Origin of the sequence: Mucilaginibacter gynuensis, from assembly GCF_039541195.1 — a bacterium.
Taxonomy (GTDB): domain Bacteria; phylum Bacteroidota; class Bacteroidia; order Sphingobacteriales; family Sphingobacteriaceae; genus Mucilaginibacter; species Mucilaginibacter gynuensis.
On sequence record NZ_BAABFT010000005.1, the window covers coordinates 370,902 to 390,420 of the forward strand.

Annotated in this window: 18 protein-coding genes; 15 read left to right on the forward strand and 3 right to left on the reverse strand. The window is 42.1% G+C overall.

Annotation, left to right across the window (positions count from 1 at the left end; genetic code table 11):
- Positions 1-513: 513 nt before the first annotated feature.
- The 10 genes from ABD894_RS12440 to ABD894_RS12485 all read left to right on the forward strand — a co-directional run bounded on the left by ABD894_RS12440 (position 514) and on the right by ABD894_RS12485 (position 11,233).
- Positions 514-3,219 (forward strand): sigma 54-interacting transcriptional regulator, encoded by a 2,706-nt coding sequence (locus tag ABD894_RS12440; protein WP_345211364.1) that lies wholly within the window; start codon positions 514-516, stop codon positions 3,217-3,219.
- Positions 3,220-3,268: 49 nt separating this feature from the next.
- Positions 3,269-5,962 (forward strand): sigma 54-interacting transcriptional regulator, encoded by a 2,694-nt coding sequence (locus ABD894_RS12445; protein WP_345211365.1) that lies wholly within the window; start codon positions 3,269-3,271, stop codon positions 5,960-5,962.
- A 380-nt stretch (positions 5,963-6,342) separates the two neighbouring features.
- Positions 6,343-6,510 (forward strand): hypothetical protein, encoded by a 168-nt coding sequence (locus ABD894_RS12450; RefSeq protein WP_345211366.1) that lies wholly within the window; start codon positions 6,343-6,345, stop codon positions 6,508-6,510.
- A 33-nt stretch (positions 6,511-6,543) separates the two neighbouring features.
- On the forward strand, positions 6,544-6,882 hold the full coding sequence (locus tag ABD894_RS12455) for a YciI family protein (RefSeq protein ID WP_345211367.1): 339 nt from the start codon (positions 6,544-6,546) through the stop codon (positions 6,880-6,882).
- Between the two features lie 53 nt (positions 6,883-6,935).
- Positions 6,936-7,274: a YciI family protein gene (locus ABD894_RS12460; protein ID WP_345211368.1), complete on the forward strand. Its 339-nt coding sequence runs from the start codon at positions 6,936-6,938 to the stop codon at positions 7,272-7,274.
- A 131-nt stretch (positions 7,275-7,405) separates the two neighbouring features.
- Positions 7,406-8,071, forward strand: coding sequence for an FAD-binding oxidoreductase (locus ABD894_RS12465; protein ID WP_345211369.1), 666 nt, complete (start codon positions 7,406-7,408; stop codon positions 8,069-8,071).
- Between the two features lie 8 nt (positions 8,072-8,079).
- Entirely contained in the window at positions 8,080-9,087 is a 1,008-nt protein-coding gene (locus ABD894_RS12470; RefSeq protein ID WP_345211370.1) for a bestrophin family protein, read from the forward strand.
- A gap of 49 nt (positions 9,088-9,136) precedes the next feature.
- Entirely contained in the window at positions 9,137-10,132 is a 996-nt protein-coding gene (locus ABD894_RS12475; RefSeq protein WP_345211371.1) for a hypothetical protein, read from the forward strand.
- 68 nt (positions 10,133-10,200) lie between these two features.
- A complete protein-coding gene (locus ABD894_RS12480; protein ID WP_345211372.1) occupies positions 10,201-10,653 on the forward strand; it encodes a carboxymuconolactone decarboxylase family protein in 453 nt (150 codons plus the stop codon).
- A 109-nt stretch (positions 10,654-10,762) separates the two neighbouring features.
- Positions 10,763-11,233, forward strand: a complete 471-nt coding sequence (locus ABD894_RS12485; RefSeq protein ID WP_345211373.1) for a DoxX family protein — start codon at positions 10,763-10,765, stop codon at positions 11,231-11,233.
- An 82-nt stretch (positions 11,234-11,315) separates the two neighbouring features.
- Here the strand turns inward: ABD894_RS12485 and ABD894_RS12490 are convergent, their stop codons facing one another.
- Positions 11,316-11,753 carry an RrF2 family transcriptional regulator gene (locus tag ABD894_RS12490; protein ID WP_345211374.1) on the reverse strand — a complete coding sequence of 146 codons (438 nt, stop codon included), beginning with the start codon at positions 11,751-11,753 and terminating at the stop codon, positions 11,316-11,318.
- 140 nt (positions 11,754-11,893) lie between these two features.
- Between ABD894_RS12490 and hmpA the strand changes: the two genes are divergently transcribed.
- From hmpA to ABD894_RS12515, 5 genes are all read left to right on the forward strand, one after another.
- Positions 11,894-13,105, forward strand: coding sequence for an NO-inducible flavohemoprotein (gene hmpA / locus ABD894_RS12495; RefSeq protein ID WP_345211375.1), 1,212 nt, complete (start codon positions 11,894-11,896; stop codon positions 13,103-13,105).
- An 82-nt stretch (positions 13,106-13,187) separates the two neighbouring features.
- Positions 13,188-13,628: a carboxymuconolactone decarboxylase family protein gene (locus ABD894_RS12500; RefSeq protein ID WP_345211376.1), complete on the forward strand. Its 441-nt coding sequence runs from the start codon at positions 13,188-13,190 to the stop codon at positions 13,626-13,628.
- 223 nt (positions 13,629-13,851) lie between these two features.
- Positions 13,852-15,156, forward strand: a complete 1,305-nt coding sequence (locus ABD894_RS12505) for an NAD(P)/FAD-dependent oxidoreductase (protein ID WP_345211377.1) — start codon at positions 13,852-13,854, stop codon at positions 15,154-15,156.
- Between the two features lie 27 nt (positions 15,157-15,183).
- Positions 15,184-16,044: a succinate dehydrogenase cytochrome b subunit gene (locus tag ABD894_RS12510; RefSeq protein WP_345211378.1), complete on the forward strand. Its 861-nt coding sequence runs from the start codon at positions 15,184-15,186 to the stop codon at positions 16,042-16,044.
- A gap of 38 nt (positions 16,045-16,082) precedes the next feature.
- Positions 16,083-17,549 (forward strand): aminotransferase-like domain-containing protein, encoded by a 1,467-nt coding sequence (locus ABD894_RS12515; protein WP_345211379.1) that lies wholly within the window; start codon positions 16,083-16,085, stop codon positions 17,547-17,549.
- 69 nt (positions 17,550-17,618) lie between these two features.
- On the opposite strand, the gene ABD894_RS12520 is transcribed toward ABD894_RS12515, so the two are convergent.
- Both ABD894_RS12520 and ABD894_RS12525 read right to left on the reverse strand, forming a co-directional pair.
- Positions 17,619-18,497, reverse strand: a complete 879-nt coding sequence (locus ABD894_RS12520) for a pirin family protein (RefSeq protein ID WP_345211380.1) — start codon at positions 18,495-18,497, stop codon at positions 17,619-17,621.
- Between the two features lie 223 nt (positions 18,498-18,720).
- Positions 18,721-19,476 (reverse strand): SDR family oxidoreductase, encoded by a 756-nt coding sequence (locus tag ABD894_RS12525; RefSeq protein ID WP_345211381.1) that lies wholly within the window; start codon positions 19,474-19,476, stop codon positions 18,721-18,723.
- Between the last annotated feature and the right edge of the window lie 43 nt (positions 19,477-19,519).

A 19,519-nucleotide genomic window follows, 5' to 3' on the forward strand; every position in this document is an offset into this window, starting at 1 on the left:
GAAACAGACTCGATATTTCGGGTAACATGCTCGCTTTAACTGCATTTAGCGCATCAAGCTACTCCAGCATACACATATATTACTGGCTGTTAAATACTTATCAAACGGTATAGATCTTGCAACATATCGTGAAAAACACCTTATGAATTTACGAATACACAAAAGCAGATTGTGCCAGAAATTTCCGTGGCAATCCTACTATTCTGGCGGTATTCTTTTAGAAATATTGTGGTAAACCCCATCGGTAAAAAACCATCGATGAAAAATAACAGCCATGCCCGGTTCTCATTTTAAACGAGGCTAAAAAATTTAATGAAGTACTGTCCAATTCTGCCAGTACGATTGTCATTGTGTTTTCGAATAAATGCCGGTTTACTTAATTAAGAAAACAACAAATAATGCGAGATGGATAAATGTGCCAATGCTTAGTATTTGCTTAAGGCCATTAGCAAATTAACCTAAGTGCTGCCGGTTGTAGAATGCTCAAGTTTTATTACGCTACTATTAATATTTATGGATAAGAAACCCGATTTTTTAGCGCTGTTAAATGATTTCCGATCGTCAGATAGTACCGAAAATGATCAGTTGGCAACATTGTTAAAGAAAGCTACTGTTTACGAAAGAGAAAAAAACATACTGCTCGCCTTAGGTAACGATATTACTAAGGTTCGCAAAAAGAACGATTTGATCAGTTTATTCTCGTCTCGTTTAAAGGGGCTCTTTTATTTTACGCATACCATTGTTATGCTTATCGATAAAAATAAGCAAACTTATACCCCCTTTTTGCTTGATCATGCGGCTTCAAAAATCAAGGATCATCCGGAGTATCCTGTTATAATTGAAACCGTATTTGACCTTAATGCCCCCATAATACAACAGGTAAAAGAAGCGAAAGAACCTATTTACTTCGAATTAGAAAAAATTATTACTACGCCCAAACTCCCTTCATTTATCAGGGTGAATTATGAATGCGGTGTACGTGAAATGCTCATCACCCCATTGAAAAATAAAATGGAAACTATTGGTTTCGTGCTGATTTATTCAGACCGTTCCGGCAGTTTTACTAACGAGTTTAAGCAGGTTATGAACGGCATTGCCCCGCAGTTATCCAATGCGGTAACAAACATTATTATCAACGAAAAGATACGGTACAAGCAATGGGTAAATGGCGTATTGCTTGCCCTAAGTAACGAGATAGTAACCGTACGGAACCATACCCAACTGTTAGAAGCTATTAATACTGAACTTAAAAAGCTGATCAATTTTACGCATAGTATAATCACAGTGTTAGATGATTCGGCAGAAACATACCATACATTTTTGATAAACCCTGATTCACCCGCGCAGGAATTTTCCAAATATACAGAAGCTACAACCATCCCCTATCCGGTTAATGATGGCATATACAATGTTGCAGCGCTATCAGATAGACCGGTGGTATTTAACCTGAAAGCCATTGATTTAGCCGCAGCCCCCTTATGGTTAAAGTTAAACTACGCGGCGGGCGCGCGCGAAATGCTGGTAAAAGTTCTTCCGAGTAACGGGCAATGCAAACACTGTCTGATTTTACTTGCTAACCATAACAACGCATTCAGCGAAGCCTGCATCAATATTATCGAAAGAATTTCGAGCGAATTATCTACAGCTGCAACCAACATATTTGTAAACGAAGAGATAATTAGAAAGGAGAAGGATAAAGCCTTTCTGCTTAATTTTAGTAATGATATTGCAGCCGTAAGAAGTAAAGAAGACCTTACCATTGCAATGCGCGATTCATTAAGCAAAATTAACAGCCTGAAAGGGTTTGTTGTGCGCCTGGTTAATGAAGATCAAACCACATTGAGCACCTATATTCATGATGGCAGTATTGCCGCAGAAAATGATCCCTTGCTCAAAGTGGTCACCCATACTAAGCATCCTATTAAAGACGGGATACAGGACAGGGTGCTGCAAAGTAATCACCCTGTGATGATTAATGTTGACGACGAGATTAAACGCGGCCGGCAAATGGTATACCTGCGGTTTTGGAAAAACATGAACTTTCAAAACATGGTTGGCACACCCTTGCGTACAGGCAATACCACACTCGGTTTGTTATGGTTAGGCATAGAGGATATCAATATTCAGCTGCTGCAGGGTATATGCGAGCAATTATCAATTGCCATAGCTAATATTATTAATAATGAACAGGTTATAGCCTACAAACAGAAGCTTGAGATAGAGAACGATCATTTAAAGGAACAGATAACCACTGTTTACAATTTCTCGGAAATTATTGGAAGCGGCCCTGAAATGCAAAAAGTTTATCGTTTAATGTCGCGTGTTTCGCAGTCAAACGCTACGGTACTTATTTTGGGTGAAACAGGTACCGGAAAAGAATTGATTGCCCGTGGCGTTCATAATGCATCGCCTCGTAAAAACAAGGCGATGATCAAGGTAAACTGCGCAGCCATGCCCGCAAACCTGATTGAAAGTGAACTATTCGGGCACGAAAAGGGTGCTTTTACAGGCGCATTTGACCGGCGCGTAGGTAAATTTGAATTAGCCGATAACAGTACTTTGTTTTTAGATGAAATTGGTGAAATGCCGCTGGAATCGCAGGTAAAGTTACTTAGGGTAATTCAGGAACGTGAACTGGAGCGTATAGGCGGAAAAACAACTATAAAAGTGAATGTGCGCATTATCGCGGCAACCAACCGCAATCTGGAAGCAGAGGTAAATGCCGGCCGGTTCAGGTCCGACTTATTTTACAGGCTCAATGTTTTTCCCATCACCTTACCGCCGCTCCGGGACAGGGTACAGGATATAGCGCCACTGGCAGATTTCTTTTTGGCAAGGTATAGTAAACAAACCGGGATAAAGGTTACAGGTATTGCACCCAAAATAATTCAGCAATTACGGGCATACCTGTGGCCCGGCAATGTACGCGAACTGGAACACCTTATTGAACGGAGTATACTACTTGCCGGTGATACTATTTTACGCGAGGTTCACTTGCCAAAAAGCAAAACCGACAATGCCTCCCCAATGGAGAAAATTGCCAACCGCACCTTAGAAGATCTGGAACGCAGTTACATTATTGGCGTGCTTAAACGCTGCAGCGGCAAAATAGCCGGTGAAGGCGGAGCGGCAACACTGCTGAATATCCCTTCCACTACTTTGCATTCCAAAATGAAGAAACTGAATATTTCAAAAGGCGATTATTATCCCCGCTCCTAATTTCTTTTAGTAAGCAATCAGCAAACGAACATTTCTAAACTAAATTATTATGGCAAAATTGGATAGCAACGCTAAAACATATACACAAACAATTACGGCTGATGAAATGCCGTTTGAGGCGATAGAAAAACAGATACTATCATACGAGCAGGAGAAATCTATACTGCTCACTTTAAGCGATGATATTACACGCGTTAGAGAAAAATCAGATCTGATTACGCTTTTCGCGTCGCGGATGAAAGGTTTCTTTTATTTTAAACATACCATAGTTATGCTGATCGATCAGGCAAAAGGCACCTACGCCCCATTTTTGCTTGATCCTGTTAATTCGCCTATAATCAACCACCCGGGCTACCCGGACCTGGTTAAAACTACTTTTTCAATTAACGCGCCGGTTATTAATGAAGTTATAGCAGCTGATAGCCCCATTACCTTCCTGCTGAAAGAAATATTGCATATTCCGGGCCTCCCCTCTTTCATTAATATTAATTATGAATGCGGTATAAGGGAAATGATGATCACCCCGTTGAAAAGCAAAATGGAAACCATTGGGTTTATACTGGTATATTCAGACAGAACGGACAGCTTCACTAATGAATTTAAGGCTATTTTGAAGGGGATAGCGCCGCAGCTATCCAGCGCGGTTTCTAATATTATTACTAATGATGAGATCAATAAAAACGAGTTGACCAGTGAGGTGCTGCTTTCTGTAAGTAATGAAATGGTTTCCGTTAAAAACAGAAGCGATCTTTTAAATACCATTAATACCGGTTTAAAGAAGCTGATCGATTTCACCCATAATGAAATGACAGTATTAGATGAAGGAGGTGATACCTACCACGTTCTTTTGGCATCCCCCGAAATAAATGAAACATCCGACTATTCAGAAGCCATTTCAATACCGTATTCTGCCAATGACGGTATTTATAGCAGCGTAACCAATACCGATGATACTTATTTATTCGACCTCCGTTCGTTAGATCTTGCTGATGCGCCACTTTGGCTAAAGCTTAATTACGCTGCCGGTGCTAGGGAAATGCTTATAAAGGTTTTACCATATAACGATGTACCAAAGCATAAGCTCATTTTATTCGCCGAAAAACAAAATGTATTTAATGACAGAGCTTTAGGCATCATAAACAGTATTGCCAGCCAGTTAGGCACCGCTGTAAATAATATTGCAGCTAATGAAGAAATATTAAATAAAGAGAAGGATACATCTTTCCTTTTAGAGCTTAGCAGCAGCATTGCGGCAGTGCGTACAAAGACCGATCTGGAATTGGTGATCTATCACGCTCTAAAAAAGTTAAGTAACATTCAGGTATACGTTATCAGAAAAATGACTGATGACGGGCTGGGTCTTAGCGCATATATGTTCGATCAGGACATGGTATTAGTTGATGACCCTATTTACCAGGAATTGCTGCACAATAATACCGACCCGAAAAAGGGTTTAACAGGCAGGGTAATGGCCGGTAACCAACCGGTGATAATTGATGTAGAAAAAGAGTACGCAAATGGTAACCGGGATATTTATATTCAGTTGTGGCGCAATAACGGAATTAAAAAAGCTTACGGCGTACCGCTTAAAGTAGGTAATAAAGCGCTGGGCCTTTTATGGATAGTAACTGATGAAATTAATATAGTCCTGGTAAAGAGCATCGGTGCACAGGTATCAACTGCGATGTCTAACATTATTGCAAATGAAAAGATTTTGGCTTTAAGAAAACAACTGGAAATTGAAAACAGCCATTTGAATGAGCAAATAAATACGATCTATAATTTTTCAGATATTGTTGGTCAGGGCCCGGAAATGCAGAAGGTTTACGGTTTAATGAAAAGAGTTGCCGAATCAAACTCAACCGTACTGATATTAGGTGAAACCGGAACCGGGAAAGAACTAATAGCCCGCGCAATACATCATTCATCGCCCCGAAAAAGTAAAATAATGATTAAGGTGAATTGCGCGGCATTGCCGGCCAACCTTATTGAAAGTGAGTTGTTCGGCCATGAAAAAGGTGCCTTTACCGGCGCTACCGACCGCAGGATAGGTAAGTTTGAACTCGCCAATAACAGCACCATTTTTTTGGATGAAATTGGCGAACTGCCACTTGAATTACAGGTAAAATTATTACGGGTTATTCAGGAACGCGAGTTTGAGCGCGTGGGCGGCACTACCACTATTAAAGTAGATGTAAGGATAGTAGCGGCAACTAACCGTAATTTAGAAAACGAGGTAGATGAAGGAAAATTCAGGTCAGATCTGTTTTACCGCTTAAATGTATTCCCGATACATTTACCCTCGCTCCGGGAGCGGCAGGAGGATATTATTCCGCTGGCAAATTATTTTTTATCGCGCTACGGCAAGCTTACCGGCATAAGAGTAAACTCATTTGCCTCCAAAATAATAACAGAATTACAAACCTACCAGTGGCCCGGAAACGTAAGGGAATTGGAACACCTCGTTGAAAGAAGCGTATTGTTAAGCAGCGACAGCGTTATACGTGAAATTGACTTGCCCAAACCGCCTACAACCAAAGCCGACGAAGAAATAGTGATGAACAGAACTCTGGACGATCTGGAGCGGGATTACATTGTTGAAGTGCTTAAGCGGTGCAGCGGTAAAATTGCGGGTACCGGCGGTGCAGCTCAATTGCTGAATATTCCCTCCACTACGCTTCACTCAAAAATGAAAAAATTAAATATTACCAGGGGCGATTATTTTGGCGATGATGAAACGTAACAAAGGCCGATAGACGGCCATGAAACAGTGGTATGTTTTCATTCTTTTTTTAGGCTAAGCCCCGGATATTTTCCGGGGCTTTTTGCATTTCCACCAATTCATTATGGGGTTTTCTGCGGTGTATATAATTAAACACTCCGCGCAAAAGGTTAGCCGGCAGGTAATTGAATGATATGCTTTTATTATAAATGCACTGTATTTAGTGGCGGTAATCGCATTCCCACTTTATTAGGTGTAAAAAACAGCGCGCATAATTCATCAAACAACTGTAAATCAAATAAATAACCAGTTGGCACAACGCTTGCAAACCCCATAGCACAACTGTACAAACAGGTTGACAGATAATTAACAACAATGTTGAATCATAAAAATTAAACGACATGAACTTATTCTTTTTTGGCGGCCATGCCCCTACGCACAAAGACAATCAGGAAGGCGATAAATACGAAAATATTGGCGATCCTAATTTTGATGAAAGCCTTGACCAGGGTGCAGAATATATGGATGATTCTTTAAGGATGATAGATCAGCCGTTAGGTGATAATTAACAGGCTGTTAAAGCCGCTAATAACCAATAATAAATGAGCGAATTTTTATTAGTGTTCAGGAGAGACTATCAAACTCCCGAATTACAACCAAGCCCTCATGCATTGCAAAATCATCTGCAACATTGGGCTAACTGGTTTCGCAGTCTTGCAGCACAGGATAAAATTGCTCACCCGGTAATACATTTTGATGGAGAAGGAAAAGTTATAACCGGCAAAAAAATAAATCCGGGCCCGTATAGGGGCGTTGGTGGCTCAATTGGTGGTGTGCTGTTACTTAACGCTGCAAATTATGAAGAAGCTATTGTTATTGCCGGGGGCAGCCCCATTTTGGAATATGGCGGAAGCATTGAAATACGCCTGGTTTTACAATAACCACAAAAATTAAAAACAACAAACAATCAAATAACAATTTAAAAATCAACAACATGAACGAGTTCTTATTAGTATTCCGCAGAGATTACAAAACACCGGAAGCACAACCAACCGCAGAACAATTGCAGGAAAGCTTAAAACACTGGGGTGAATGGTTTGGCAAATTAAAAGCCGAAGACAAGTTAGTAGCGCCGCCACATCGTTTTGATGGTGCAGGCAAGATCCTGAAAAATGACAAATCTGTAGTAGACGGCCCATACCTTGAGCCAAAAGAATCTATCGGTGGTCTTATCATTGTTAAAGCCGGTTCTTACGAAGAAGCCATTAAAATAGCCGAAGGCTGCCCGGTACTTGAATTAGGCGGAAACGTTGAAGTTCGTCAGGCTCTTTAATTTTCTTAAAGACTGGTAATTAAAATGCCTTTGCAATTAGCAAAGGCATTTTAAAACAAACCTATAAATAACATAGCTCCAACACCTGTTAACCACATACAATCGAAGCCCTTATAATCCAAATACACCGTATGGAAACTATCGTTAAAATACTATCTGCCCAATATGTAACACATAACGTGAGGCGTTTCAGGCTCGAAAAACCTGAAGGTTTCATATACCGCCCGGGCCAGGCAACCGAACTATCGGTTAATAAAGATGGCTGGAGAGATAAGCGCAACCCGTTTACATTTACCTGCCTTACCGATGCCCCATACCTCGAATTTACCATTAAGATATACCCCGAACGCGATGGCGTAACCAACCAGCTAAGCATGCTCAATGCCGGAGACGATGTTATTCTGCGTGAGCCATGGGGCGTAATTGAATACAAAGGCCCCGGCTATTTTATAGCAGGAGGAGCCGGGATAACACCCTTTCTGGCAATTCTGCGGATGCTGAAACACGAGGGTAAAGCCGCTGAAAACAAACTATTTTATACTAACCGTACAGACGATGACATCATACTTGCCGAAGAGCTAACCGAGCTATTGGGCGATAACGCGCACTTCTGTGTGAGCAGGCAAACAGATAGTGTTTATGATAAACGAAGAATTGATGAAGATTTTTTAAAGGCAGAAGTAAATGATTTTAGTAAGCATTTCTATGTATGTGGCCCGGATCCTATGGTTTTGGGCATTACTGAAATACTTACCAAACTGGGAGCAAGTACCGACGCCGTTGTATTTGAAAAATAAATTGAACTATGCACACAGGTAAATCATATAAACTATCAGAGTTTTTGGTATGGACCAGAAGAAAAGTTTATTTACTGGTTGCGCTGGGATTTTTCCCGGTGATACTTTACGAGGTATTTGGCATAAAATGGCTGGATATCCCCTGGCCGGTTATTGCCTTGCTCGGAACTTCAACCGCTTTTATTGTGGGTTTTACTAACACTCAAACCTACAGGCGAACCGAAGAGGCACAGCAGATATGGACTAATATATTGAGTTTAAGCAGATCATGGGGCTTAATATGCCGTGATCTTGTAGATGATGCCAACCATACAAAAACATTGATCTACCGCCATTTTGCATGGCTCACCGCACTCCGGTATCATTTAAGGGAGCACCGTGTATGGGAAAGCGCCAACAAAAAGCACAATGCCGAATATCAACAATATTATTCTATCCCCGAATGGGAAACCCCTCTGGATATAGAACTCGCGAAGTATTTATCCGCCAAAGAGCTGAAGTATATTTTAACTACGGATAACAAAGCAACACAAATATTGGGGTTGCAAAGTAAAACTGTTAAATCATTATATAACAAAGAGAAACTCGTGCTTATTCAGTTTATAGAGATAGAACGCGCTATACGCGATCTGTTTTTACAACAGGCCAAAAGCGAACAAATGAAAGATGCGCCTTACCCCAGGCAATATGCTATTATCAATACATTTTTTGTTTGGCTGTTTTGCACGCTGCTCCCTTTTGGCATGATCAAGGACTTTGACAAGCTCAATGAAGTGGTTGAGGGTGCTATTAAAGGACATATGGTTTGGCTACTGGTGCCGTTCAGCACACTCATATCGTGGATGTTTACCTCGCTGGAACAAGTTGGTGAAAGTACAGAGAACCCATTTGAAGGCAGTGCCAACGATGTGCCTATCTCTCAAATGAGCCGCGCCATTGAAATTGAATTGCGGGAGCTGCTTGGCGAAACCGAACTGCCGCCGGCTCTTGAGCCCAAAAACGATATTATCTTATAATAACACTCCCCTACCATACACATTCATTAAACCAATAAAACTACACAACATGGAAACACTAAATATGGATATCAGCAATGTTACCCCTATCTTAAAAAATCTTGCTACAAAAATTAAGCTGTCTACCCCTACAAGCAATACTTACCTACGCAGGTATCGTAAAAATGAAGCTCCCTTTATTGCAGGTGTAAATGCGTTGGGCGTTAACGAGGCTCCGCTGCCCGAAATTTTGATAATGCTTGGTATCCGCAGCATGACCTTAAATACTTCGGTTAACCTGGAGGCGCTTTCTAACTTAAAGGTAACCACCCCTGCCGGCGAAAACGAGCAGCACCAATGGGTTTATTTTAAAGACGAAACGGTGCTTACAGCATTGCGAGAACTGTTTCAAAACTGTAAAACCATTGCTTTTGACGACTGGGCGGGTATGTGGGGAGCTTCTGATCTTTGGTACGGCTTGCTGAGAGATGTGATTATGCCAACCGGGAAGATAGACATAGAATTCATCTTTTATTTGGGCGACGCATTGAACAAACTCTTTTTTGAGGTGGATGAAGCGCTTGATGTAATAGGTGATTTTTCGAGACACGGCAACGTAACTTTTGCGCTCGACCAAAAAGAAGCCGTTAAATTATGGATGATGCTTAACGGTGTGAAAAACCAGGATACCTTACCCGAACAATCGTCTATAGACCTGAAACGGAAATACTTTTCAATTTTCAGAACCATGAACATCGCGCGTTTAATGATCTACTCGGCCAATGATGTCAGCATGTTCTCCAATGAAAAACAGTTTGTGCTCTCCAGAAGAACCGTAGATGCCAAAATAGAATACGGCCCCGATGCCAGGCAGGATTATATTGCAGGTTTAAGCACCGGATTTTTGTTTGATATGGATATCGCGTATTGCATCACACTTGGGCTTATAGCTTTTGGCACGGCAGGCGCGCTCGGAACAGAGCCGCAACGTAATGATCTTTTGAGCTATATAGATACATGGCTTGCAGATCTGGATAAACCCTCTACAATAGATCTTTATCAATAGTTTTCATAAATGCCGGTGTTTACCAATCCGGCGAGTCCCCACCAATTTTCACCACCAATTTATTAATAATGGAACAAAGAATAAATGTTCACGCAAAAGGACAAAAAGCCCTGAAAACTCTCTTCAGTATCGGAACTTACCTTAAAGAATCGCCGGTTGAAGAGCGTTTGCTTTCCCTGGTATATTTCCGGGTTTCACAAATAAATGGTTGCGCATATTGCCTTGATATGCATGCAAAAGAAGCGCGCCACGAGGGCGAATCAGAACAGCGTTTATATGGCCTTAGCGCTTGGAGAGAAACCCCCTATTATTCTGACAGGGAACGGGCAGCCCTTACCTGGGCAGAAGCAATTACAACATGCAATGTGCCCGATAGTGTGTATAACGAGGCAAGCGCCTTATTTACCGAAGCCGAACTTATTGACCTAACGCTGGCTATTACAACTATCAACACCTGGAACCGCTTCAATATCGCTTTCCCAACGCTACCGGGGAGCTACAGGGTTGGTCAGTTCGGATAAAATCATATTTATAAAATAGTGAATGAGGCACATCGTAGTAAAGGGTTGTTTAGGCGCGCCTCAATGTTATTACAACTCACTGATCAACAAATTTCAAACAAAAAAGATAATGAAATTACTATCACACTCACCTACCCAATTAAATGCGGATACTATTCCGTTAATCCTCCGCATCACCTTGGCTGTTGTACTTTGGCCACATGGCGCTCAATTACTCTTTGGCTTGTTTGGCGGCGGTGGTTACAGTGCATCTATGCAATTTTTTGGTTCAATAGGGCTACCTGCTATTGTTGGGTTTCTTAATATCTTTTTATTATCGATAGGAACCCTTTTTATACTTACCGGTCTGTTTACGCGGGTATTTGCATTAGCCTTCATCCTACTCGTTTTAGGGATGATATTTAAAGCTCATTTTTCATTTGGTTTTTTTATGAACTGGCTCGGAAACCAAAAAGGAGAAGGTTATGAATACCATTTACTGATAATAGGCATTGCCATTTCGCTGATTATTTCCGGTCCTGGTAAAAAAAGCCTCGATTACTTGATTAGTGGCAAAACAGATACAAACCGTCTTTCATAAATTCATGGCATTTTTAACTTAACAAGTACTTGCCCAAAAGAATAGTTTCCAAAAACCGGGTTTCTCAAAAAAGAAAGCCGGTTTATTTTTTCAATGAAAGCAGCCCTTCCATAAGCTCCGAGTTAAACTCCCCTATTGTAGTATTTTTAAGCATGCTATGTATACGGTTACGTATGTCTTTAAATTCGTTATGAAGGGGGCAAGGTTTCACTTCCGAACATTGTTTGAGGCCCAGGGCACAGCCCCGAAATAAACTATCTCCATCTACCGCTGTAACAATATCACTTATTGGCCTTGATAATTCTTCCGATCCGATATAAAAACCACCGTTAGGCCCCTTTACAGAGCTGATCAGTCCTTTTCTGCTTAGGTCCTGTAGTATTTTTGCCAAAAAAAACTCCGGGGAATCTATTCCGGCGGCTATCTCCTTAATCCCTGCCCTATTGCCCGAAGTAGAGGTTTTGGCGATGAAAAACACTGCCCTGATAGCGTACTCACACGTTTTTGAAAATATTGCCATACTCTTATTAAACAAAGATATAAAAATAGTAAAAGATATTTTTGTCTTTTATTATTTTTATCCATAGGTTTGTTTCGTCAAGCAAAAACAAGGCATAGTAATAGTTTAATAAAAGATAAAAAGGTATTAATATATTTATCATGACAACAGATCAAAAATCATTTATCACCGCAACCGTTCCGGTATTGAAAGAGAACGGTGTATTGCTTACCAGGTATTTTTATAACCGCATGTTTACACATCACCCCGAATTGAAAAACATGTTTAATATGGGTAACCAGCAAAGCGGTAAACAACAAACGGCCCTGGCCATGGCGGTATTGGCGTATGCAGAACATATAGCAGATCCATCGGTACTATTACCTGTGGTTGACCGCATAGGTCATAAACATATCAGCCTTGATATTCGCCCGGAACATTATCTCATTGTTGGCAAACACCTGATTGCGTCTATACAAGAGGTTTTAGGCGAAGCTGCCACACCCGAAATTTTAGATGCATGGACAGCTGCTTACAACCAACTCGCCGCTTTAATGAGCGGACATGAAGCCACACTATACGAACAACAAACTATCCGTAAAAACGGCTGGACCGGATGGCGTCCCTTCAAAATTGCTCGCAAAGAAAAAGAATCAACCGAAATTACCTCCTTTTATTTATACCCTGCCGATGGTGGCCATGTAACTGCTCACCTGCCCGGTCAGTTTATAAGCCTGCGCACATTTTTGCCCGAACTTAATTTAAAACAAGCCAGGCAATACAGTATTTCAAGTGCCCCTAATGAAGATTATTACCGCATATCAGTAAAAAAAGAAACCGGCGCAAAGCCTGATACCGACGGTATGATCAGTAATTACCTGCATAATTTTTTAAATATTGGTGATATGGTAGATATTACCGCCCCGGCAGGCAATTTTATACTTGCAGGCGAAATTGATGCTCCTGTTACACTTATCAGCGGTGGTGTTGGGCTTACGCCGCTTATGAGTATGCTGCATAACCTTATCGACAGGAAACACCCTCACCCGGTTACCTGGCTACACGGGTGCCGCAGTGAAGAGGTACATGCGTTTAAAGATCAGCTGGAACAAATCACCGCAGAATATCCCCTGGTTACGCAGCATGTATTTTACGACCGGCTAACCGATGAGCACAGGGCTAATGGCATTAATGAAGGTTACCTTGATATCAGCAAATTACAGGATGTTAACCTTAACCCGGATGCACATTATTTTATTTGCGGCCCGTCTAAGTTTATTGAAAAACATTATCAGGACCTGCTTTCGGCCGGAATCAGCAAGCAAAATATCTACTTTGAAGAGTTCGGGCCGCAATTACTTGCCCTGAATTAACTGTATCAACCACTAAAAAATATATAAACCATACGGAAAGGGCCTCATTTTAAATTGCCTTTCCGTATTTAAACAACCTACCATGAGCAACAGAATCAACTTAAAACAAATTCAACCGAAGGCATACAAAGCGTTTACCGGCTTACATACCTATATTCAACAAACCGCCATGCACCCCGTACAAAAAGTGCTTATAGGCCTGCGTGTTTCGCAGATCAACGAATGCTCGCTTTGCTTTGAATTACATGTAAAACAGGCAAAAGAATTTGGTTTAACCGACTTGCAAATTTACGCTGTAAGTGCATGGCGACAGGGTGATGTATTTACAGAAACAGAGAAATCAATATTGGCGCTTGCCGAAGAGATGACCTACATATATAATGGTGTAAATGAAGATACTTATGCCCGGGCAGCAGCATTGCTGGGTGAAGTTGGCCTGGCCGAGGTAATGGTAACCATAGTAACCATTAACAGTTGGAATCGCTTGGCAATATCTACCAAACAACTGCCTATTCTTAATTGATACCCAATTGCCCCTCGTTTTTAAATACACTCTATTTCGTGTAGCGGCCGTGTTTTTACTACATACAGTGTATCATAAAAAGCGCCGCAGCTATTAAGCACTAATAATCAAACATTTACAATTCGGCATGCCGCTTGTTTAAAACAGGCGGCTTTGTTTGTTTATGTTCTTCCGCTTTCTGCCGAACCATGATACAGGCAAGCCATCCCAAATAAATTCAATAATGGATATGGCTAATGGTAATAAGAAAAAGCATATAATAGTTATAGGTGGAGGCTTTGCAGGGTTAAACTTCGTTACACGCCTGTTTAATAACAGGCATTATGATGTTACCCTTATCGATAAAAACAATTACAATTATTTTACCCCATTACTTTACCAGGTAGCAACCAGTTTTCTGGAACCGGCCAGTATTAGTTACCCTTTCCGTAAATATTTAAAAAATAAGGGAGTAGCTTTCAGAATGGCCTCGCTGGTACGTGTAGACGCCGAATCTAACACAATATATTTGAGTGATGGCGGAGAACTCTCTTATGACATACTTGTATTTGCTGCCGGCTCAAAAACAAACTTTTTTGGTAATGAAAGCGTGCGTGCTAACGCTTATTCTTTAAAAGGCATTGATGATGCGCTGTACATGCGTAATGAGCTGATAAAAACGGTAGAGAAGGCCGCGATAGAAACAGACCCGGTAAAACGCCAGCAATTGCTCACCATAGTAATTGCCGGAGGCGGCCCCACCGGCGTTGAAGTAGCCGGAATGCTGGCAGAAATGAAGAAGTACATTCTTGGTAAAGACTATCCTCAACTCCGGCAATCTCCTGCGGAGATCCATATTATATATGGCTCCCCTTTCCTGCTGGCTCCAATGAGCGATAAATCTCACAAGGCAGCCTATAAAGCGCTTAATGATGAAGGGGTACAAATAACATTAAATACACATGTAAACCTGTTTGAGAATAACAGGGTGCATTTATCTGACGGCCGCATTATTGAAGCGGCAACATTGATTTGGGCTGCCGGAGTTATCGCTAATACTTTTGAAGGAATAGCGGAATCAAGTATAGGAAAAGGCAGGCGTATGCTAACCGATGCTTATAACCGGGTACATGGGTATAACAATATATACGCTATTGGGGATATCAGTATCCAGTTTAATGATCCTGCCTACCCTGCCGGCTACCCGCAATTGGCACAGCCTGCCATACAACAAGGTAAAAGGCTATCCAAAAACCTCATTCTTGAAGCCGAAGGCAAACTCATGAAGCCATTTATTTATTTTGACCGCGGCGATATGGCCATCATCGGAAGAAAAATTGCGGTTGCTGATCTTTTTAAACACAAATTCCACCTTGGTGGAATTCCTGGTCTTTTAAGCTGGCTGTTTATACACCTCATATCACTTGTAAACTACAATAACATCATAAAAACTTTCTACAACTGGACAATAGCTTACCTCACGCACGACCAGGCTCTTCGGATGATATTTCGCTCTGAAAACAGGGAAAACAGAGCAGATAAACCTTAACACTTATTCAATACTAAAAGATCACCGATGAACAACTTCACAAAAACACTTCGCTCCTCCCTTGGCAAAAAACTGATAATGGCGCTCACCGGCTTATTCATGTGCACCTTTTTAATAGTTCACCTGGCCGGCAACATGACTTTGTTTGTTAAGGATGAAGGATATAGTTTTAACGTTTTCGCCCATTTTATGACACACTTTCCGCCTGTGGAAGTGGTGGGCTATCTTTTATACATCTCTATATTAGTGCATGCGGTATATGCCCTTATACTTACCATTGCAAACCGTAAAGCACGGCCCGTAAGGTATTCCGTGGTTTCGCGGTCACCCGTAAAATGGGCCTCGGTAAATATGGGGTTGCTGGGCAGCATGCTCTTGTTATTTCTTGTAATCCACATGGCCAACTTTTGGTATCGTTATAAATATACGGCAGTGGTATACCGCGAGTACAGAACAGATCAGCTTACCGGTAAAATAACGTCTCTCCCCTATTACCCCGCCAATGCTGATTTTACTTATGCCGTAACATCAGAACAAAACACCGAGATTGTAAGAGTAAAGGACCTCTTCGCTATTGTAACCTACAGCTTCAGCCATTTGTGGTATGTATTGCTTTACCTCGTTTCTATGATTGCCGTGGCCTATCACCTGTTGCACGGTTTTCAAAGCGCATTCCGCACATTAGGCTGGACACATCGTAAATACACTCCCCTGGTTGAAAAAACGGGAATATGGCTTTTTGCAGTAGCAATACCACTTGCCTTTGCAGCTATGCCGGCAGTATACTATATAAAAATTACGTTTATAGATACAAAAACTATTGGCGCGCAACCAAGGCGCCCGGTACCTGTATGTGGCACGCCTTCACCAGCAACAACAAAAAAATGACTAAGCCGGATAATTGCAACAAATACAAGATATAAAACATGCTGCCGTACCAAAGCCTGGTATTAGTTGACAGAGCCAACGTTTTACCCGTATATAAGCAAATCTCCACCCGGTTGATAGGCCTTATACAGGATGGCATTATTCAGCCCGGCGTTTATTTTCCGGGAACCCGGCAAATGGCAGATCTAATGCACGTAAACCGGAAAACGGTGATCAGCGCGTATGATGAACTATTGCTTCGCGAATGGATTGAAGCTGTACCACGCAAAGGCTATCGCGTTAAACCTCAATTACCGGGTATCAAACCAAGATCTTTCCACCCTAAAAACAATTTCCTTCCGGCCGGAAGCCCAATTGCCAAACACAATTACGATAACATTCATACTCCCTGGAAAAGACAGATCACAAACACAGACATTGTAGTTAATGATGGTTTTCCGGACCCGGCACTGGCTCCGTTTAAAGATTTGAGTAACCTGTATCGCGATTCCATAGCCACTGAAAAAATACTGCATTTAATGTCCCTTCCGGACGAAGGCGGGTTGAATTTACTGAAGGAGGCTGCCAGTAGCTTTTTGAATGAAACGCGTGGGCTTAACATTGGCAAAGCAGATATGGTAATTACCCGTGGTGCACAAATGGCTATATACATTGCGGCCTCCATTATGCTTAAACCGGGTGATAATGTAGTGGTAAGTGACCCGAATTATATTTTCGCTAATGAGATATTTGCGGGCACCGGCGCGAATATCATTACTGTAAAGGTTGACAACGAGGGGCTTGATGTGGATGAGTTAGCACAGATACCGCTTACCAAACCTGTTAAACTGCTTTACATTGTACCCCATCACCACCACCCCACTACAGTAACCCTATCTGCCACACGCAGGTTAAAGCTGCTGCAACTCATCGGGCAGTTTAACTTTCACGTTATTGAGGACGACTACGATTATGATTTTCATTACAATAACAACCCTATACTGCCTTTGGCCAGCTCGGCCCATAATGGTAATATCATTTATATAGGCTCTTTTACCAAGCTGCTCGCGCCCTCTATGCGGATAGGCTACCTCATTGCAGCCCCGGAAATTGTTAAGAAAGCGATTCACTTACGCAGATTGATAGACCTGCGGGGAGATACCTTTATGGAGTACATACTGGCTAAAATGATCATCAGCGGCGACCTAAGCCGTCATATAAACAAGGCCAACAAGCTATATGCCCAAAGGTGCGCGTTTACATGTGATATGCTTAGCCGTAAACTTAGCCACGCGGTTGAATTTACAAAACCAAACGGGGGTATGGCAATATGGCTTCGCTTTAGGGAGCAATACCCGGTTAATAAAATAAGGGATGACGCGGCACGAAATGGGCTTTTACTCACCGGTATGGCGTTTCATCAGCCCGGCAACCCAAATGGTAATGGTATCCGATTTGGTTTTGCTTCGCTTAGTGAAGAAAAAATAGAATGGGCAATTGATATATTGTTAAAGATTTTGAAATAAAAAAGGAGATAACGATTCCGCATCTCCTTTAAACTTATATCGCTTGTGGGTTTAGGTTAAGCCTGTAACTTAAACCGGCAGGATCACTTTACGCGTTGTACCCTGTATTTCAACATAACCCATTTTACCACTGCGGTAATCGGCAGTTGCCTGTGCCAGTTTTTCGGCCGAACTCATGCTCATTGCTCCCGATGAAAATACAGCTTGTTTTAACGGAGCCCCGCTAATCAGTATCAGTTGTGTTTCTACATGGGCCGTAAAGTTTATTGTTTCTGCCAGGTTTGATGATCCTAAAGCAATAACAGAACCGCTGTGCAGCAATAATTTTCCGGCAGAGGTTTCTAAATCATTACGCCCTTCTATTGTATAGATGGTGCCATTCCAACCGGCCGGAAGCTGGTGTGAAAAACTTTTACCATCTGCCAGCCAAATATGCAGTATAGTTAAAGGGTTGGGTGTAACAACAGGGTTGCCGGTTGTACCCGAAACGCCGCTCACCACTTTTACCTTAACGCCTTCGGTTGTTATTAAAGGCATTTCATCTTTATCTATGAAGATACTTTGAGGCGCTTGCTGCTGCTCATCGGCAGGTATGGTAACAAACATTTGTAATCCGTTTACCCTTGCACCGTCAGGAACCGGGTATTCGGTATGTACAACCCCGCTTCCGGCCCATGTCCAAAGGAGGCTTCCGGGTGTAACCAGTACATCGTTACCGCGAGAGTCTAAACTATGGTAAGGAACCGAATCGTCAAATACGTAACTGATGGCCGACATTCCGGCATGCGGATGCGCGCCGAAGACATCATTGGTTAACTGAAAATGATCGAAACCAATCACCGGGTCTAAAAGACCGCCGAATTCTCCCGATCTTATTTTTCTTGCCGAAAACTCCGAATTACCGGATACATGCGGAGATATAATTTCTGAAATTTTAAGATTACTCACGTTATAAAGTTTAAATGGTGCTGTAAATCTGTTTAAAGCTGTTGCCGCCCGCTGTTCTCTTCCTGTTGCTGACCGGTTTTCACAAGGACACTGTGCCGGCGTAGGTTGTCCAAAGGTACGAACGGGTGGAAAGTACCTGCCCCTTACATCATCCGGGAAGAGCTGACACCCGTCATCTTCGTTTTAAACGGGCGGCATACACGGCTTTAAATTATGTTAAGAGTTAAGATTTTTTAGGCTGATTTTCGTACCAGTACTCAAAATCGATCTTGCCAATGCGGGCATCTTTTCCGGGTACCAATAACTGGTCGTTCAGGATAGCACCGTAGTAGCGGGCATTTTCATCAGCCACAACTTTACGCGGATCATTGTTTTTGGTAAGGTATTGTTGCACCAGGTCTGAAAGGCTGATCCTGTCCGGTCCGGCTATTTCTACTGTACCATTAAGTGGGGCTGCCAAAGTAACCACGGCAACTTCTTCTGCCACATCTGCCGATGCTATTGGTTGAATATGCGCCGGAGAAAGATGAACTTCTTCACCCTGGGTAGCCGCGTTGGCAATACCGCTCAAAAACTCAAAAAACTGGGTAGAATGCACAATGGTATATGGCACACCGGAAGCCTTGATCAGGTTTTCCTGCACTTGCTTGGCACGGAAATAACCGCTTTCCTGTAAACGGTCGGTACCTACAACCGATAACGCGATGTGATGCCCGATGCCTGCAACTTTTTCTGCCGCTAAAAGGTTATGGCCCGCAGTTTCAAAAAACTCCATTACTGCCTTATCTTCAAACGATGGCGAATTGGCCACATCTACAACAACATCGGCACCTGTAAGTGCATCAGCAAGCCCTTCACCGGTAATGGTATCTACACCAGTTGCCGGAGACGCAGCATTAACATCATGACCAAGCTGGCGAAGCTTGTTTACAAGCTGGCTTCCGATAAGCCCGCTACCGCCGATTACTACAATTTTCATAATTCGATAGTTTTTGAATGCCCGTTACACGGGCAGTTGTTTA

What these genes read in the sequence shown, in the direction of transcription:
- ABD894_RS12440 (WP_345211364.1), top strand. Translation starts at nt 514, where the DNA reads ATGGATAAGAAACCCGATTTTTTAGCGCTGTTAAATGATTTCCGATCG.
- ABD894_RS12445 (WP_345211365.1), top strand. Translation starts at nt 3,269, where the DNA reads ATGGCAAAATTGGATAGCAACGCTAAAACATATACACAAACAATTACG.
- ABD894_RS12450 (WP_345211366.1), top strand. Translation starts at nt 6,343, where the DNA reads ATGAACTTATTCTTTTTTGGCGGCCATGCCCCTACGCACAAAGACAAT.
- ABD894_RS12455 (WP_345211367.1), top strand. Translation starts at nt 6,544, where the DNA reads ATGAGCGAATTTTTATTAGTGTTCAGGAGAGACTATCAAACTCCCGAA.
- ABD894_RS12460 (WP_345211368.1), top strand. Translation starts at nt 6,936, where the DNA reads ATGAACGAGTTCTTATTAGTATTCCGCAGAGATTACAAAACACCGGAA.
- ABD894_RS12465 (WP_345211369.1), top strand. Translation starts at nt 7,406, where the DNA reads ATGGAAACTATCGTTAAAATACTATCTGCCCAATATGTAACACATAAC.
- ABD894_RS12470 (WP_345211370.1), top strand. Translation starts at nt 8,080, where the DNA reads ATGCACACAGGTAAATCATATAAACTATCAGAGTTTTTGGTATGGACC.
- ABD894_RS12475 (WP_345211371.1), top strand. Translation starts at nt 9,137, where the DNA reads ATGGAAACACTAAATATGGATATCAGCAATGTTACCCCTATCTTAAAA.
- ABD894_RS12480 (WP_345211372.1), top strand. Translation starts at nt 10,201, where the DNA reads ATGGAACAAAGAATAAATGTTCACGCAAAAGGACAAAAAGCCCTGAAA.
- ABD894_RS12485 (WP_345211373.1), top strand. Translation starts at nt 10,763, where the DNA reads ATGAAATTACTATCACACTCACCTACCCAATTAAATGCGGATACTATT.
- ABD894_RS12490 (WP_345211374.1), bottom strand. Translation starts at nt 11,753, where the DNA reads ATGGCAATATTTTCAAAAACGTGTGAGTACGCTATCAGGGCAGTGTTT.
- hmpA (WP_345211375.1), top strand. Translation starts at nt 11,894, where the DNA reads ATGACAACAGATCAAAAATCATTTATCACCGCAACCGTTCCGGTATTG.
- ABD894_RS12500 (WP_345211376.1), top strand. Translation starts at nt 13,188, where the DNA reads ATGAGCAACAGAATCAACTTAAAACAAATTCAACCGAAGGCATACAAA.
- ABD894_RS12505 (WP_345211377.1), top strand. Translation starts at nt 13,852, where the DNA reads ATGGATATGGCTAATGGTAATAAGAAAAAGCATATAATAGTTATAGGT.
- ABD894_RS12510 (WP_345211378.1), top strand. Translation starts at nt 15,184, where the DNA reads ATGAACAACTTCACAAAAACACTTCGCTCCTCCCTTGGCAAAAAACTG.
- ABD894_RS12515 (WP_345211379.1), top strand. Translation starts at nt 16,083, where the DNA reads ATGCTGCCGTACCAAAGCCTGGTATTAGTTGACAGAGCCAACGTTTTA.
- ABD894_RS12525 (WP_345211381.1), bottom strand. Translation starts at nt 19,476, where the DNA reads ATGAAAATTGTAGTAATCGGCGGTAGCGGGCTTATCGGAAGCCAGCTT.